15 protein-coding genes are annotated in these 15,687 nt (G+C 35.7%); 11 read left to right on the top strand and 4 right to left on the bottom strand.

Annotated features, from left to right (window positions below):
• Positions 1-39: 39 nt before the first annotated feature.
• On the top strand, positions 40-891 hold the full coding sequence (locus M4I44_RS19860; RefSeq protein WP_070908889.1) for an N-acetylglucosamine kinase: 852 nt from the start codon (positions 40-42) through the stop codon (positions 889-891).
• A 13-nt stretch (positions 892-904) separates the two neighbouring features.
• The gene (locus M4I44_RS19855) at positions 905-1,279 is read left to right on the top strand and encodes a methylglyoxal synthase (protein ID WP_070908888.1); all 375 of its coding nucleotides are present in this window, start codon (positions 905-907) and stop codon (positions 1,277-1,279) included.
• A 123-nt stretch (positions 1,280-1,402) separates the two neighbouring features.
• On the opposite strand, the gene M4I44_RS19850 is transcribed toward M4I44_RS19855, so the two are convergent.
• Complete coding sequence (locus tag M4I44_RS19850; protein WP_229998295.1) at positions 1,403-1,783, bottom strand: RidA family protein; 381 nt, start codon at positions 1,781-1,783, stop codon at positions 1,403-1,405.
• 24 nt (positions 1,784-1,807) lie between these two features.
• Positions 1,808-4,531, bottom strand: a complete 2,724-nt coding sequence (locus tag M4I44_RS19845) for a putative LPS assembly protein LptD (protein WP_026110113.1) — start codon at positions 4,529-4,531, stop codon at positions 1,808-1,810.
• Positions 4,532-4,613: 82 nt separating this feature from the next.
• Here M4I44_RS19845 and M4I44_RS19840 point away from each other — a divergent pair, with 82 nt between their 5' ends.
• The 7 genes from M4I44_RS19840 (at position 4,614) to M4I44_RS19810 (ending at position 11,445) form a co-directional block, all read left to right on the top strand.
• On the top strand, positions 4,614-5,741 hold the full coding sequence (locus tag M4I44_RS19840; protein WP_017497656.1) for an N-acetylmuramoyl-L-alanine amidase: 1,128 nt from the start codon (positions 4,614-4,616) through the stop codon (positions 5,739-5,741).
• Between the two features lie 50 nt (positions 5,742-5,791).
• Entirely contained in the window at positions 5,792-6,757 is a 966-nt protein-coding gene (locus M4I44_RS19835) for an MlaD family protein (protein WP_017497655.1), read from the top strand.
• Positions 6,758-6,762: 5 nt separating this feature from the next.
• A complete protein-coding gene (locus tag M4I44_RS19830) occupies positions 6,763-8,094 on the top strand; it encodes a (Fe-S)-binding protein (protein WP_026110112.1) in 1,332 nt (443 codons plus the stop codon).
• A 133-nt stretch (positions 8,095-8,227) separates the two neighbouring features.
• A complete protein-coding gene (locus M4I44_RS19825; protein WP_249965856.1) occupies positions 8,228-9,019 on the top strand; it encodes a (Fe-S)-binding protein in 792 nt (263 codons plus the stop codon).
• Positions 9,020-9,108: 89 nt separating this feature from the next.
• Positions 9,109-9,591, top strand: a complete 483-nt coding sequence (locus tag M4I44_RS19820) for a hypothetical protein (protein ID WP_017497652.1) — start codon at positions 9,109-9,111, stop codon at positions 9,589-9,591.
• A 252-nt stretch (positions 9,592-9,843) separates the two neighbouring features.
• Positions 9,844-10,998 carry an N-acetyl-alpha-D-glucosaminyl L-malate synthase BshA gene (gene bshA / locus M4I44_RS19815; RefSeq protein ID WP_017497651.1) on the top strand — a complete coding sequence of 385 codons (1,155 nt, stop codon included), beginning with the start codon at positions 9,844-9,846 and terminating at the stop codon, positions 10,996-10,998.
• 18 nt (positions 10,999-11,016) lie between these two features.
• A complete protein-coding gene (locus M4I44_RS19810; protein WP_070908884.1) occupies positions 11,017-11,445 on the top strand; it encodes a protease complex subunit PrcB family protein in 429 nt (142 codons plus the stop codon).
• A gap of 155 nt (positions 11,446-11,600) precedes the next feature.
• On the opposite strand, the gene M4I44_RS19805 is transcribed toward M4I44_RS19810, so the two are convergent.
• Together M4I44_RS19805 and M4I44_RS19800 are read right to left on the bottom strand one after the other, a co-directional pair.
• Complete coding sequence (locus M4I44_RS19805) at positions 11,601-12,098, bottom strand: hypothetical protein (protein ID WP_070908883.1); 498 nt, start codon at positions 12,096-12,098, stop codon at positions 11,601-11,603.
• A gap of 153 nt (positions 12,099-12,251) precedes the next feature.
• A complete protein-coding gene (locus M4I44_RS19800; RefSeq protein WP_017497648.1) occupies positions 12,252-13,076 on the bottom strand; it encodes a UDP-2,3-diacylglucosamine diphosphatase in 825 nt (274 codons plus the stop codon).
• 188 nt (positions 13,077-13,264) lie between these two features.
• Here M4I44_RS19800 and aroC point away from each other — a divergent pair, with 188 nt between their 5' ends.
• Positions 13,265-14,326 (top strand): chorismate synthase, encoded by a 1,062-nt coding sequence (gene aroC / locus M4I44_RS19795; protein WP_017497647.1) that lies wholly within the window; start codon positions 13,265-13,267, stop codon positions 14,324-14,326.
• A 50-nt stretch (positions 14,327-14,376) separates the two neighbouring features.
• The gene (locus tag M4I44_RS19790; protein WP_017497646.1) at positions 14,377-15,663 is read left to right on the top strand and encodes a dicarboxylate/amino acid:cation symporter; all 1,287 of its coding nucleotides are present in this window, start codon (positions 14,377-14,379) and stop codon (positions 15,661-15,663) included.
• Positions 15,664-15,687: the final 24 nt, after the last annotated feature.

Below are 15,687 nucleotides of genomic sequence, written 5' to 3'. Positions count from 1 at the left end.
TATTTAGCTAAAGAAAGACTAATCCAAAAACTAAATAAAATGAAATTAATAGTTGATAGTGGATCTACTAAAGCCGATTGGATTGCAATTGATGATAATGGAAAAGTATTATTCACCACACAAACTTTAGGATTAAATCCTGAAATTCTTGACGGTCCGGAGATAGTAGAAAGATTAAACGATCGTTTTGATATTCTGCAAAATAAAAAGAACGCGACGCATTTGTTTTTTTACGGAGCAGGTTGCGGAACCGAGAGAATGAAAATAGAACTTTCCCGAATATTTCAGGAATATTTTGAGAATGCAATTGTAGAAGTTCAGGAGGATACTTATGCCGCAGTATATGCAACTACTCCAAAAGGAGAAGCTGCGATCGTGAGTATTTTAGGTACCGGTTCCAATTGCAGCTTTTTTGATGGTAAAGTATTGCACCAAAAAGTTCAGTCACTTGGGTTTATCGCAATGGACGACTGCAGTGGAAATGTTTTTGGAAAAGAATTAATCAGAAAGTACTATTTTAATAAAATGCCAAAAGAACTGGCTGTTGAATTTGAGAAAGAGTATAATTTAGATCCTGATTTTATCAAGAATAAATTGTACAAAGAACCAAATCCAAACGCCTATTTAGCGACCTTTGCAAAGTTCCTGATCAAGCATAAAGACACTGAGTTTTGTAGAAAAATTATCTTCAAAGGAATGAAATCTTTCGTGAAAAACTACATCAAGCAATTTGACAATTGTAAAGAAGTTCCTGTTCATTTTGTGGGGTCAATTGCTTTTTATTTAAAAGACGAATTACAAGAAACTTTTGATAAATACGGACTTCAATTGGGTAACGTTTTAAGAAGACCAATTGATGGATTAATTGCTTACCACGTTGCAAATCAATAAATAAAAATAGAATATGGAAATTGCTATCATAGCTCATGATGGGAAAAAAGCAGACATGGTTCAGTTTTTGAATAAAAACAAGACCTTACTGCTTCAGGAAAACATTAAATTAATCGCAACGGGAACTACGGGGAGTAAGGCTGAAAATGCCGGTTTTAAGGTGAAAAGAATGCTCTCAGGACCAATGGGAGGTGATGCGCAGATTGCTGCGAGAGTGGCAGAAGGAAAGACGAAAATGGTTTTCTTCTTTAAAGATCCGCTGGCAAGCCATGCTCACGAAGTAGACATCAATATGCTGATTCGTGTTTGTGATGTTCATAATGTACCTCTGGCAACTAATGAAGCTTCAGCACAGTTATTGCTTAATGCCATTGCGCTGCAATTATAGAATTTCTAATTTTAGATATAAAAAAAAACCGTTACAACTTGTAACGGTTTTTTTTGTTTCAGGTTTCAAGTTTCAGGTTATGCTCAAAGTGTCAAACTTGAAACTTGAAACTTGAAACAATTTTTATTGCACAGCAATTATCGAAATTTCAACATTTACATTTTTAGGTAAACAAGCAACCTGAACAGTTTCACGAGCAGGAGCCGTTTTTTCGTCGAAGTAAGAACCGTAAACGGTGTTTATAGCGGCGAAATTATTCATGTCCATGATAAAAATGGTAGCTTTTACTACATTTTCAAAAGACATATCGGCAGCTTCTAAAATGGCTGCAATATTTTCCATTACCTGTTTGGTTTCATCATTGATATTGTCTGTTACAAGTTCGCCGGAAGTCGGATTGATCGCAATCTGACCTGATGCATAAAGTGTGTTTCCTGATAATACTGCCTGATTGTAAGGACCAATTGGAGCCGGTGCCTTTTCGGTAAAGATGATTTTTTTCATAATAAATTATTTTTATTCGATAGTTTATCGATTTGAAGTACTACGCTTGTTCCATTTAATATCACTCAACATTCCGGATTTAATTCCAATAAAGAAGTTCCAGTTGGAGTTTGGACCAATTGGAGTCCAGTTAAAGGCCATTCTCCAGCTTAATAAATCTCTTTCAAAACGAAATTGTGTAAAAGTAACCCCTTTTTGTACAAAATCGTAACCTGTAGAAACTCCGCCTTTCCATTTAGGAGTAATGTCCATATTGGCAGATATCATGATCGAGTTTCCGCTAATTTTATTTTCCCTGGCGGCATTCGAGTAAGTTAGGGAATATGCCAAAGTCATATCCCACGGAAGTTTAGAGCGGAAAAATTCAGTTATCACATCTTTATCATCGTCTTTTTCGTTGGCAAACTGACTATTTCTGCTATCGTTTAGATCCGTATTTGTTCCGAACAAGTCGTCATTACGACCACCATTTCGCTGGCTTTGTGTGTTCTTTTCCTGCGCATTACCTCCCTTGTTTGAGAAGGAATAGTTTACGGTAAGGTTGGCACTCGTTAATCGGAATAAACTTCCTCCATTATCAATATTAAAGACATTCATTACGTGCCCTGCATTGTCAATCGCATACGGGTTTAAAACAGCTCCGAAGTTCAGGTTCATTTTGTTGTCCAAAAGCTGAGTTCCACCACTTACAATCACCGGCTGCCAGGCTAAAGTTTGCTTTCCGTCAGCATTGAAATTATAACTGGTGCTGAAGTTTAAGTTGTTTAATAACATGATCTTTTTCGGCTCTGTTTTTGTGCTGTCACGATCTCTTACCTTGGCTTCAAAAGTATTACTTAAAGCAAATGACACAATATTAGAGTTGCTGTTTCCGGGAGCGCCAAAAATACCATTGTCAAATCTGGAGTACGTATTGATTTTTCCTGTTGCGTCTACTGTATAATTATCGTAATACTGATCAAAACTTGGCGTGTAAGAATACGTCATAGTGGGTCTCATGACGTGACGTATGGATTGAATTTTTTTGTTGTCACCAAAATTAAAAGTACCGTAAATGGTAGTTCCTAAATTGGTACTGAAATTATAAGTTCTGTAAGCATCAAAACCATTAACAGTTGTGGTTACGGCCTGTCCTTTAGTAGCATCGTATTCTCTCTTTTCGGTTTTAGTTACCCAGGTTTCCTGATAATTGGTAGAGGCTCCTGCACTAAAGTATTTAAACAATTTAAAGTTAGTACTGATAGGAATACTGTGTTGCATTCCAATTTTAGCATCTCTAAACATCTGTGGTTTGAAAAACAGGGAATCTGTTGTTGAAATACTGTTTTTTCCGCTTAAATTATATTGTAAATTGATGTTTTTTATGAATCCTTTTTTAACGCCGTCTTTTCCAACAAAAGGATATACACGATCCACACTTGCCTGTAAGGTTGGTAAGGTCATGTCGATTTTTTCCGTTTGAGTATTTTGCGAGTGCGTGGCGGTTAACGAAATACGTGCCTGAGGAATCGTATTGAACGTTTTGCTGTAAGAGATGGAGGAGTTTAAAGTGTTATTTAAATTAGATCCTGCGTTCGCCTGATTAATAGATCGTTTGAAGTACTTACTACTACCCATGTTTACAGAGGCAGAAAAAGTAGAGTTAGGGTTAGATTTTGTATCTTTCGAATGCGACCACTGAATGTTGTAAATTTTTTCTTTAGAATAATCAGGATAACCACGCTCACTGTTGATTAGATTTTCATAACGAATGTTAAGATTTCCTCTGTACTTGTACTTTGCAGCGTATGTCGATTCGAAACGCATGGCATAACTACCATTGGTATAATAGTCACCCAGAACCGTCAGATCATAATTATCACTCAATGCAAAATAGTATCCTCCGTTTTGTAAAGAGAAACCTCTTGTGTTTGAGTCGTTGTAACTAGGTAAAATAATACCCGAAACACTTTTTTCCTGACTCATCGGGAAATAGGCGAAAGGCAATGCCAGAGGGGTAGGAACATCTGCAATGACCATATTGGTTAAACCGGTAATTACTTTTTTACCAGGTATAAATTTTACTTTATTGGTTTGAAAGTAGTATTCCGGATTGTCAATGTCTTTTGCGGTTGTAAAACGGGCACCGCGTAAAAAGTAAACCGAGTCGTTTTCTTTTTTGGTAATGGCTGCTTTAATCTTAAATTCACCTTGTTCTGTTCTCGAATTATAGATCAGAGCCTTTTTTGTTTTAAAATTAAATCGGATAGAGTCTGGCTGAACTTCGCTGGCTCCTTGTTTGAAGTTTGGATATTGTATCAAAACACCTGCCGAATCCCGAATACGTCCGGCATAAACCTCTTCCTTTTCCATGTTTAAAACAATGATACCCGATTTTAATTCGACATCTTTGTAATAAAGTTCGGCTTCATTATATAAGGTAAGAGTTTTTGCTTTTTTGTCGTATTTAGCGTAATCTTTAGCTTTGTATTTGGTAACAGCGTCCAGAAAATTCTTTTTTGCCTTAACCGTATCCAGCTTTATAGTGTCTGAAACGGTAACCTCAGGTTTCTCTGTTGTAGTGCTTTTGGGTTTATCTGTTTGTTTTACAGTAGGTAACGGCTTTTTTTTGTTTTTTATCTCTTGCGAATATAAATTACCACATCCTAAAGTTAGGAAAAATGATAATAAAACGATATTAAATAAGTTTGTATGCAAAGGTTTAAATGCTATTTTTGTAAAATTATGGCTTGTTTTTTGACATGTCAAACTTACATATAATTTTTTGTCAAAAATAATCAATTGTAAAAATTATAGCTGTAGCGTTTTATTAAAATTAACTTTTAGATTTATGAATGGATTTAACAAAATTAAAGTAATATTTACTTTTTTTCTAACGATATTGTCTTTTTGTGCTTATAGCCAGGCAAATGTTTTTAAAGTAACACTTGATGCTGGACATGGTGATCACGACTTTGGAGCTGTTTACAGCGGACGGATTGAAAAAAATATTGCTTTGGCTATTGTTTTAAAAGTGGGTAAAATCTTAGAGGGAAGTCCGAATGTTAATGTAATATACACTCGTAAAACGGATGTTTTTATCGATTTGGTCGAAAGAGCAAACATTGCAAACAGAGCAAATTCGAATATTTTCGTATCAATTCACTGTAATGCAAATAAAAATACAGCTGCCGACGGAACAGAAACCTATGTAATGGGTTTGAGTAAAGTAGCGTCGAATCTTGAAGCTGCGAAAAAAGAGAACTCTGTAATTACTTTAGAAAAAGATTATAAACGTAAATACGAAGGTTTCGATCCGAATTCACCTGAATCAATGATCGGAATGACTTTAATGCAGGAAGAATATTTAGATAACAGTATTTCTTTGGCCAGTAAAATTGAAGACAATTTTGATAAACTTGGAAAAAAATTGAGACATGGAGGGGTAAAGCAAGCACCTTTCATGGTACTTCATAAAGCTTATATGCCAAGGGTTTTAGTAGAAACCGGGTTTGTATCTAATCCGACAGAAGGGAATATACTAAATTCAGAAGAAGGACAAAATGATATTGCAAAAGCGATTGCCGAAGCAATTTTAAGTTATAAAAGCGAATATTTTGGTTCAGGTATTCCTGAAATAGTAGATTCAAAACCGGCAAAAGATACTTCAACTCCGGTTAAAACAAAAGAAGTCGAAACTCCTGCGACAGTTAAAAACGCTCCAAAAGGTACATTCTTTAGAGTACAGCTTATTGCCAGTATTAAAAAGACACCATTGGAGCCTAAAAATTTTAAAGGACTTAAAAACGTAACCATGCTGTACGAAAATAATATTTATAAATATTTCTATCAGGAAACTTCAAGTTACGATGCTGCCAAAAAATATTTGGAAGAAGCTAAAGATAAAGGATATGGCGCTGCCTTTTTGGTTGCAACCAAAGATGGAGAAAAGATCAGTATTCAAGACGCCATTAAATAATAGCTTCTAGTTCGAATATTTATATTAATTTTGTACAAACACTAAGAATTTTGAAACTAACAAGAGAAATTAAAACGGCTATTTTAGTCATCGCGTCAATTTTATTATTTATTTGGGGCTATAGTTTTTTAAAAGGCAAAGACCTTTTTACAGATTACCAAACATTATATGCAGAATATGATAATGTGGAAGATTTGTCAGCATCAGCTCCCGTTACCATAAACGGACTTACAATTGGTAAAGTAACTAAAATTACAATCAATGAAGTAACAGGGAAATTATTAGTTGAACTTCAATTAAAAACTGATTTTCCAATTTCTAAAACAAGTCAGGCATCTTTATATTCTCCAAGTTTAATTGGAGGAAAACAGATTAAGATTGTTCCTAATTTTGCAGACAAAGAACTGGCGGTTGATGGTCAGACTTTAGCTTCGGTTGTTGAACCGGGACTAAAAGAATCTTTAGGCGGAAAAATTGAGCCAATTCAGGTAAAATTAGAAAAAATGTTGGTTAACATTGATAATCTGGTTTCCGGATTAAACAACGTTTTAGATAAAAAAGGACAAGAAGACCTGAAGAAAACTTTAGCTGAATTGAGTCAGACTATGGAGCAGTTTCATAAAGCTTCAGGAAGCATCAATACTATTTTAGATACCAACAAAGGACAGATTAACGGAGTGGTAAGCAACTTTAATAAAATGTCCAGTAACTTCAATAAAATCTCTGATTCTTTAAACAAGGCAGATTTAGGAAAAACAGTTCGAAACTTAAATCAGACTTTGGCTAAAGTGGATGGTATTATGAGTAATTTGAACTCAGGAAAAGGTACTGCGGGTAAATTATTGAATGATGATGCGTTGTATAATAATCTGGCAAAAACTTCAAAAGAGCTTGAATTATTGTTACAGGATGTTCGTCTTTACCCAACACGTTATGTAAATGTTTCGCTTTTCGGAAAGAAAAACAAACCTTATGTAGCACCAACAGAAGACGCTAACACAACCACTAAAAAATAATCAGAATGAGTTATTTAGATAATATTTTATTCGCTATACTTCTTATAATAGGTTTTGGCTTTTTTGCATCGAGCGTAAAAAAGATCATCCGAAACATTAATTTGGGAGTAGATGTAAATCGAAAAGATAATTCTAAAGCACGTTGGAAAAACATGGCATTGATTGCTCTAGGGCAGTCAAAAATGGTGAGACGCCCTGTAGCTGGAATACTTCATATTTTTGTATATGTAGGTTTTATAATTATCAACATCGAATTACTCGAGATCATTATTGACGGACTTTTTGGAACGCATAGAATTTTTGCGCCTTATTTAGGTGTGGTTTATGATGTTTTAATTGCTTCATTTGAGATATTGGCAATACTGGTAATTTTTGCTGTTACTGTTTTTTGGATTAGAAGAAATGTAATCCGATTAAAGCGTTTTGTGAACAAAGACCTGGACGGATTTCCAAAAAGCGATGCGAATTACATCTTGTATTTCGAAACCGTTTTGATGTTATTGTTTTTATTGATGAATGCTTCCGATCTTCATTTGCAAAATGTTCCGGGAGGAGTTTTTCATAAAGCAGGAAGTTTCCCGATCAGTCAGTTTATAGCGCCAATTTTTAACGGAATGTCGAATGATTTGGTAGTGCTGTTATTTGAAGTATTCTGGTGGCTGCACATAGCAGGTATTTTGGTTTTCATGAACTATTTATACTTTTCTAAACACCTGCACATTCTTTTGGCTTTCCCAAATACTTATTTTGCGAACTTGAACCCTGAAGGTCAGTTTGATAATTTAGAGTCAGTAACCAAAGAGGTAAAGTTGATGATGGATCCAAATGCAGATCCGTTTGCAGCAGCCCCTGTTGACGAAAATGCTGCCCCTGCAAAATTTGGAGCAAGCGATGTTCAGGATTTGAACTGGGTACAGCTTTTAAATGCTTATACCTGTACGGAATGTGGTCGTTGTACATCATCATGTCCGGCAAATCAAACAGGTAAAAAATTATCTCCTCGTAAAATTATGATGGACACAAGAGACCGTTTGCAGGAAGTTGGTAAAAACATCGATGCAAATAAAGGAGTTTTTGTTCCGGATAATAAAACATTATTGAACGATTATATTACACCTGAAGAATTGTGGGCTTGTACCTCATGTAACGCTTGTGTAGAAGAATGTCCGGTAAACATCAGTCCGTTGTCTATTATTATGGATATGCGTCGTTATTTAGTAATGGAACAAAGTGCTGCTCCAATGTCATTAAATGCGATGATGACCAATATCGAAAACAATGGAGCGCCTTGGCAATATAGCCAGCAGGATCGTTTGAATTGGAAAAACGAAAATTAGAAATAAAAGTTTAAAAGGTTATTGGTTTAACCGTTTAATCGATTTGAATAAAATAGTAAGGTTTTTTAGTAGGTTTGCAGCAAAGAGTGCGATTAACCAAATAAACAATTAACCGATTTAACAACAAAAGAAGATGTCAGAAAGTTTAGTAGTGCCAACAATGGCTGAGATGCTAGCCCAGGGAACACAGCCTGAAGTTTTATTTTGGGTAGGTTGCGCAGGGAGTTTTGATGATAGAGCAAAAAAAATTACAAAAGCATTTGTGCGAATTTTAAATCGTACTAATGTATCGTTTGCGGTTTTAGGTACTGAAGAGAGTTGTACCGGAGATCCTGCAAAACGTGCTGGAAATGAGTTTTTGTTTCAAATGCAGGCCATGATGAATATCGAGGTGCTGAATGCTTATGAAGCAAAGAAAATAGTTACCGCGTGTCCGCATTGTTTCAATACTTTAAAGAATGAATATCCTGAATTAGGAGGTCAGTACGATGTTATTCATCATACAGAATTCTTAAAATCATTAATTGATGAAGGAAGGCTAACCGTAGAAGGAGGTCAGTTTAAAGGAAAGAAAATTACTTTTCACGATCCTTGTTATTTGGGTAGGGCTAACAAAGTATATGAAGCTCCAAGAGACCTGATTCAGAAACTTGATGTTGAGCTAGTGGAAATGAAGCGCTCAAAAGCAAACGGACTTTGTTGTGGAGCCGGTGGAGCACAAATGTTTAAAGATGCCGAGCCCGGAAATAAAGAAGTGAACGTTTTGCGTACCGAAGATGCTTTGGAAGTGCAGCCGGATATTATTGCAGCCGGGTGTCCGTTCTGTAATACCATGTTGACTGATGGTATCAAACATCAGGAAAAAGAAGGACAAGTGAAAGTAATGGATGTTGCGGAGCTAATTGCGAATGCACAAGATCTTTAATTTGAGGTTCTAAGATGCTAAGGTACTAAGGTTCTAAGTTTTTCAACCTGAAACCTGAAACTTGAAACAAAATAAAACAAAAAGAAAAAATGTATATACCTTTTGAAAATTTACCTGGTGAATCCAGAGTTTGGATTTATCAATCAAACAGAAAGTTTTCTGAGGAAGAATTTTCTGAAATAGAAACCGACCTGAAAGCTTTTGTAGAAGAATGGGCGGCACACGGAACAAGTCTGGAGGCTTCGTATCAACTAAAATACAACCGATTCATTATTTTGGCTGTAAATCAGGAAGTACAGGCGGCAACAGGTTGTTCAATCGATAGTTCGGTGGAGTTTATCCAAAGTTTAGAGAAAAAGTACAACGTTGATTTGTTAGACAAAATGAACGTGACTTTTAAACTGGGGGAACATATTGCACACAAACCTTTAATCGATTTTAAGAAAATGGTTAAAGACAAGTCAGTTTCCGAGAACACTATTGTTTTTAATAATCTGGTAAACAATATTGAAGAATTCAACGAATCATGGGAAGTTCCTGCTGCCGATAGCTGGCACAGCAGATTTTTCTAGGAGAAATTTATAATATTCGAAAGGCGCAAAATCTAAATTTTGCGCCTTTTTTGTTTTTATAAACCGGACAGGTTTTTGAAACCTGTCCGGTTTGAATAAATAGACTTTTTGTTGTTGTACCCTCTGAGGTTTCAAAAACCTGTCGGGTTTAAAATCGAAAAATCTGAATCTATATATTCACAAAAATCTAACAGTTTAAAAGAGCAACTAAAAGCTATTTTTAAGTACTTTCGTAGTTACTAAACTTAATACATGAAAATAGCAATAGTTTGTTATCCGACATTTGGTGGTAGTGGTGTAGTTGCTACGGAATTAGGCCTTGAATTAGCCAGACGCGGACACGAAATCCACTTTATTACCTATAGTCAGCCAGTTCGGTTGGCACTTTTAAACCCTAATGTTCATTATCACGAAGTAAACGTTCCTGAATATCCTCTTTTTCATTATCAGCCTTATGAGTTGGCTTTGTCCAGTAAATTGGTTGATATGGTGAAATTGTATAAAATAGAAGTACTTCACGTGCATTATGCCATTCCTCACGCATATGCGGGTTATATGGCGAAGCAAATGCTGAAAAATGAAGGGATTAATCTTCCAATGATTACCACACTTCACGGAACAGATATTACACTAGTGGGGAATCACCCCTTTTATAAACCTGCGGTGACCTTTAGCATCAATAAATCAGATTATGTGACTTCCGTTTCTCAGAGTTTGAAAGATGATACTTTAAAGCTGTTTAAAATCAAGAATAAAATTAAGGTTATCCCTAATTTTATCGAATTGGATAAAGTTAGAAAAGATCCTCAGGCACCTTGCCATCGTTATGTTATGGCGAAGGAGGACGAGCGCATTATCACGCACATTAGTAACTTTAGAAAGGTGAAGAGAATTCCGGATATCATTAAGATTTTCTATAATATTCAGAAAGAAATTCCGTCTAAACTGATGATGGTAGGTGATGGTCCGGAAAAAGAAAAAGCAGAAGTTTTATGTATGGAACTTGGTATCTATGACAAAGTTATTTTCTTTGGAAATAGTAACGAGATTGATAAAATTTTATGTTTTACCGATTTATTCCTGCTTCCATCAGAAACAGAGAGTTTTGGTTTGGCAGCTTTAGAAGCAATGTCAAGCGGAGTCCCTGTGATTTCAAGTAATTCAGGTGGTTTGCCAGAGGTTAATTTTGATGGTTTTTCGGGATATTTGAGCAATGTTGGTAACGTTGAAGAAATGGCTGCTAATGCAATCAAAATACTAAAAGACGACGACGTTTTGAATCAGTTTAAAGCAAATGCATTAGAAGTTGCCCGTAAGTTTGATATCAAAACAATATTGCCTAAGTATGAGGCGTTGTATCAAAAAGCGATTGATGATTATAAGCATGAGAAACACGAGAAACAATAATCTTAAAAGTTAACGTAAATGAAAAAAGTAATTTCGGTGCTGGTGATTCTGGTTTTAGTTTCTTGCGGGGTTAAGAAAAGCTCTGATGGGACCTCTAAAATTCTGTATGAAGTTCTCACAGAACAATCTGACGGAGGAGGAAATATCAAATTTTTTGAAATTCTGACGGAACCGAACGAAATCAAAATGCTGGAAAATGACCCCCATTTGAAAGCAAAAATGAAACAGGACGATATCAGTAATTCAAATTATGTAATCCTGAATATGGGAGAAAAAAATACCGGTGGCTATTCTATTGGTGTTGAAAAAGTAGAAGAAACGGATAAAAATATTATCATCACCGTTAAAGAAAATAATCCCGCTGCAGATGCTATGGTAACGCAGGCTATTACTTATCCGTACACTGTAATCAAAGTACACTCTAAAAAAGAGATTATTGTGAAGTAAGTGATGGGTTGTGGGATGTCAGGCTGAGCGAAGTCGAAGCCTTATACGCAAAGCTTCGACTTTGCTCAGCCTGAGACTCATTTTCAATGTAAACATAAAAAAACCTGTCGCATTAAAAACGACAGGTTTCTTTTTATAATTATTTTTGTCTTTAATTAGAATCTGAATTTTACTCCTAAACCAACATCAAATCCAAAATTATCATCGTCATAATATCCGGAACCAACTTCAGGTCTCGCGTCTAATGATAAAGTAATTGGTGCTTCTTTAAATCTGTATTCTATACCAATATCTCCCGCCGCAAAAACATACGTTCCGTTATCTTTGTATCTGTTGTTGTTGGTATAATAGTCGTGATTCCAGGTTGCAAGACCACCTCCAACACCGGCATACCAGTTGAAACCTCCATCAATATTCCAAACCCATTGATAAAGTGCTACACCTTTAATAGCGTCAACGTTACTGCTGTTTCTCCATCCTAAATCAAATTCCAGTCTGTTTTTTTGGTTTAATCCTAACTGATAAGATACTTCTCCGCCAAAACCGTTATTATCTCCTAAACGGATACCCAGGGCATGTTTCGAAATTTCTTGTGATTGTGCCGTAAACGCTAAACCTAATAGCATTAGGGCAGATAAAATGATTTTTTTCATAAAAAATGGTTATTAATTTTTGCCAAATTTAATCCTCACTATAATTTTGAAACGTATAGGATTATTAAAAATTGTTATATAATTCACATTTTTAGAAAGTAAGAAAGCAGGTCTAAAGTAGTTTTATTTGCGATAGGCAGTGAGTTTATAGGTTTATTTGTTTAGAATGATAGTAGAAATTAACTGAGAGCTCAGCGTGTCCTCCATTTCAAAGAGATTTTCTTCTTCGGTAAAATTACTTTCGGCATAAGAGTATAATTTCCATCGCTTTTTATGGTATTCCAATGCGGTAAGATTTTCCACCCAATCTCCCGAATTAAGGTATAAAGTCGACCCATGTTTGTTTTCTTTGGTAACGATTTTCGGTTCGTGTATGTGTCCGCAGATGACGTAATCGTATTTTTTTTCAATAGCCAGATCAGTAGCAGTAGTTTCAAAATCAGAGATAAATTTCACTGCTTTTTTCACGCTGGCTTTTATCTTTTTAGAGAAGGAGTAAGGTTCTCGTCCTAGTTTTGCAAGGCACCAGTTGGCAAATCGATTGCTTAGAATTAAGTAATCGTATCCTAATCCGCCCAGTTTTGCAATCCATTTAGAGTGTTGAACAGAAGCATCAAATACATCTCCGTGAAAAATCCATGCTTTTTTATCGTCCAGTTCCAAAACTAATTTATCGACCAGTGCAAAATTCCCCATGTTCATATCGCTGAATTTCCGAAGAATTTCGTCATGGTTTCCGGTGATGTAATATACTTTTGTGCCTTTAGATGCCATGCCGATAATGCGCTGAATGACTCTTAAATGTGCTTTTGGAAAGTATGATTTTCTAAATTGCCAGGCATCAATAATGTCACCGTTCAGGACTAATGTTTTAGGCTTTATGCTTGATAAGTAGTTGTTTAGTTCTTTGGCGTGACTTCCGTAAGTTCCTAAATGGACATCTGATATAATGACCAATTCAACATTTCGTTTTTTCAATTTTTCTTTTTTTGAAGTTTAACAAATGAAAGAAACTCTTGTGAGAGAAATTTTATGAAATGGTTATCAATTTGGCTGCAATTTTAATAAATTGTGATTTTTAATCACCTTAACCTTTGCTTAATAATACCAATTTTAAATTTTTTAATTTAATTCATAAAACTTACATTTGCTCAAAACTAATTACAATGGCAGGAAATAGCTACGGCAATTTATATAAAGTTACAACATTTGGAGAATCTCATGGTGAAGCTTTAGGCGGAATTATAGATGGTTGTCCATCAGGAATTGAACTTGATTTAGATGCAATTGAAGTTGAAATGTCCAGAAGAAAGCCCGGACAGTCGGCAATTGTAACACAACGTAAAGAACCGGATGCAGTTCAGTTTTTATCAGGTATTTTTGAAGGTAAAACGACTGGAACGCCTATTGGTTTTATTATTCCGAATACCAATCAAAAATCAGACGATTACTCCCATATAAAAGACAATTACAGACCTAGTCATGCTGATTACGTATACGATCAGAAGTATGGTTTTCGAGACTATCGCGGTGGTGGAAGAAGCTCTGCCAGAGAAACGGCAAGCAGAGTAGTTGCGGGGGCGATAGCAAAACAAATGCTTCCTGAAATAAAAATTAATGCCTACGTTTCATCGGTTGGTCCAATTCATTTAGATACACCTTATCAGGATTTGGATTTTTCTAAAATAGAGAGCAATCCTGTTCGTTGTCCGGATGAAAAATCGGCAGCGATTATGGAAGAATATATTCGTGATATCCGCAAACAAGGAGATACCGTTGGAGGAGTAGTTTCCTGTGTCATTCAAAATGTTCCGGTGGGTTTAGGAGAACCGGTTTTTGATAAACTGCATGCTGAATTAGGAAAAGCAATGCTTTCGATCAATGCGGTAAAAGGTTTTGAATACGGAAGCGGATTTTCAGGTTCTGAAATGAAAGGAAGTGAACATAACGATTTATACAATCCTGACGGAACTACAAAAACAAATCTTTCGGGAGGAATACAGGGTGGAATAAGCAACGGAATGGATATTTATTTCAGAGTAGCCTTCAAACCTGTTGCGACTATCATGCAGACTCAGGATTCATTAGACAATAAAGGAAATATTACACCAATGACCGGTAAAGGCCGCCATGATCCGTGTGTAGTGCCTCGCGCAGTGCCAATTGTTGAAGCAATGGCTGCGATTGTTTTGGCTGATTTTTATTTGATCAACAAAACGTATTTATAAAAGTTAAGACAGTGAGGGTTTTAACATTTTAATTTAAAACAAACAAATTAATGCAAGAAGTTACAGAAACTAAAAAGAAATCTTTTCTTAAAGGATTAACAGGGCAGATTATTATTGCAATGGTTCTTGGAGCCACTTTGGGAATAATTTTGCACAATTCGATTTCGCCTGAGGCAGCACAATCTTTCAGTAATAAAATAAAAATGCTTGCAACGATCTTTATCAGATTGGTGCAGATGATTATTTCTCCGTTAGTATTTACCACTTTAGTTGTAGGTATTGCAAAACTTGGAGATATTAAAACTGTGGGAAGAATTGGAGGAAAAGCCCTTGGATGGTTTTTTACTGCTTCTTTTATCTCTTTATTGATTGGATTGTTTTATGTGAACATTCTGGAGCCGGGTGTAGGTTTAAAACTGGATCACGTTGATATGGCTGCAGCTTCGGAAGTAACTGCTAAAACAAAAACATTATCTGTTGAAAATTTTGTAGAACACATTGTGCCTAAAAGTATTTTTGAAGCAATGGCAACCAATGAAATTTTACAGATTGTTGTATTTTCAATATTCTTCGGGTTAGCTGGTGCTTCTTTGGGAAGTACAGTAAAACCGGTAATCAATGCTTTAGATAAGACTTCGCATATCGTTTTAAAAATGGTGAACTATGTTATGAACTTCGCTCCAATTGGAGTTTTCGGAGCCATTGCAGGAGTATTTGCTATTAGAGATGCCGAAGAGTTGGTAATTACCTATTTTAAATTCTTCGGATCGTTTTTAGTTGGAATTGGTACTTTATGGGTGGTTTTAGTTGCGGTAGGTTATCTTTTTCTGAAAGGAAGAATGACAGAGCTTTTAAGACGTATTACAGGGCCTCTGGCGATTGCTTTCGGTACAACGAGTAGTGAAGCTGTTTTCCCAAAATTAACGGAGGAATTGGAAGATTTTGGTGTAAAAGACAAAATTGTGGCCTTTATGCTGCCGCTTGGATACTCGTTTAACCTCGATGGTAGTATGATGTACATGACTTTTGCCAGTATTTTTATTGCTCAGTTTTATGGAGTACATCTGGATTTAGGGACTCAAATGGTGATGCTTTTGGTTTTAATGTTGACAAGTAAAGGTATTGCGGGGGTGCCAAGAGCCAGTTTGGTTGTAGTTGCTGCAACTTGCGGTATGTTTGATATACCGGTTGAAGGAATTGCATTAATTTTACCAATCGATCACTTTTGTGATATGTTCAGAAGTGCTACAAACGTTTTAGGAAATGCTTTGGCAACATCAGTTGTGGGGCAATGGGAGGATGATAAAGATTCTGAAATTGCTTCCGAAAACTTATAATTATTTTTATTCAGGTAGGAAAAG

Source organism: Flavobacterium sp. B183, assembly GCF_023539155.1.
GTDB classification, from domain to species: domain Bacteria; phylum Bacteroidota; class Bacteroidia; order Flavobacteriales; family Flavobacteriaceae; genus Flavobacterium; species Flavobacterium tructae.
Note: the sequence above shows the minus strand (reverse complement) of the source record. Positions and strands in the feature narration are given on the sequence as shown.

Coding starts and splice junctions, on each gene's coding strand:
- M4I44_RS19860 (WP_070908889.1), top strand. CDS start 40: ATGAAATTAATAGTTGATAGTGGATCTACTAAAGCCGATTGGATTGCA.
- M4I44_RS19855 (WP_070908888.1), top strand. CDS start 905: ATGGAAATTGCTATCATAGCTCATGATGGGAAAAAAGCAGACATGGTT.
- M4I44_RS19850 (WP_229998295.1), bottom strand. CDS start 1,783: ATGAAAAAAATCATCTTTACCGAAAAGGCACCGGCTCCAATTGGTCCT.
- M4I44_RS19840 (WP_017497656.1), top strand. CDS start 4,614: ATGAATGGATTTAACAAAATTAAAGTAATATTTACTTTTTTTCTAACG.
- M4I44_RS19830 (WP_026110112.1), top strand. CDS start 6,763: ATGAGTTATTTAGATAATATTTTATTCGCTATACTTCTTATAATAGGT.
- M4I44_RS19825 (WP_249965856.1), top strand. CDS start 8,228: ATGTCAGAAAGTTTAGTAGTGCCAACAATGGCTGAGATGCTAGCCCAG.
- M4I44_RS19820 (WP_017497652.1), top strand. CDS start 9,109: ATGTATATACCTTTTGAAAATTTACCTGGTGAATCCAGAGTTTGGATT.
- bshA (WP_017497651.1), top strand. CDS start 9,844: ATGAAAATAGCAATAGTTTGTTATCCGACATTTGGTGGTAGTGGTGTA.
- M4I44_RS19810 (WP_070908884.1), top strand. CDS start 11,017: ATGAAAAAAGTAATTTCGGTGCTGGTGATTCTGGTTTTAGTTTCTTGC.
- M4I44_RS19805 (WP_070908883.1), bottom strand. CDS start 12,098: ATGAAAAAAATCATTTTATCTGCCCTAATGCTATTAGGTTTAGCGTTT.
- aroC (WP_017497647.1), top strand. CDS start 13,265: ATGGCAGGAAATAGCTACGGCAATTTATATAAAGTTACAACATTTGGA.
- M4I44_RS19790 (WP_017497646.1), top strand. CDS start 14,377: ATGCAAGAAGTTACAGAAACTAAAAAGAAATCTTTTCTTAAAGGATTA.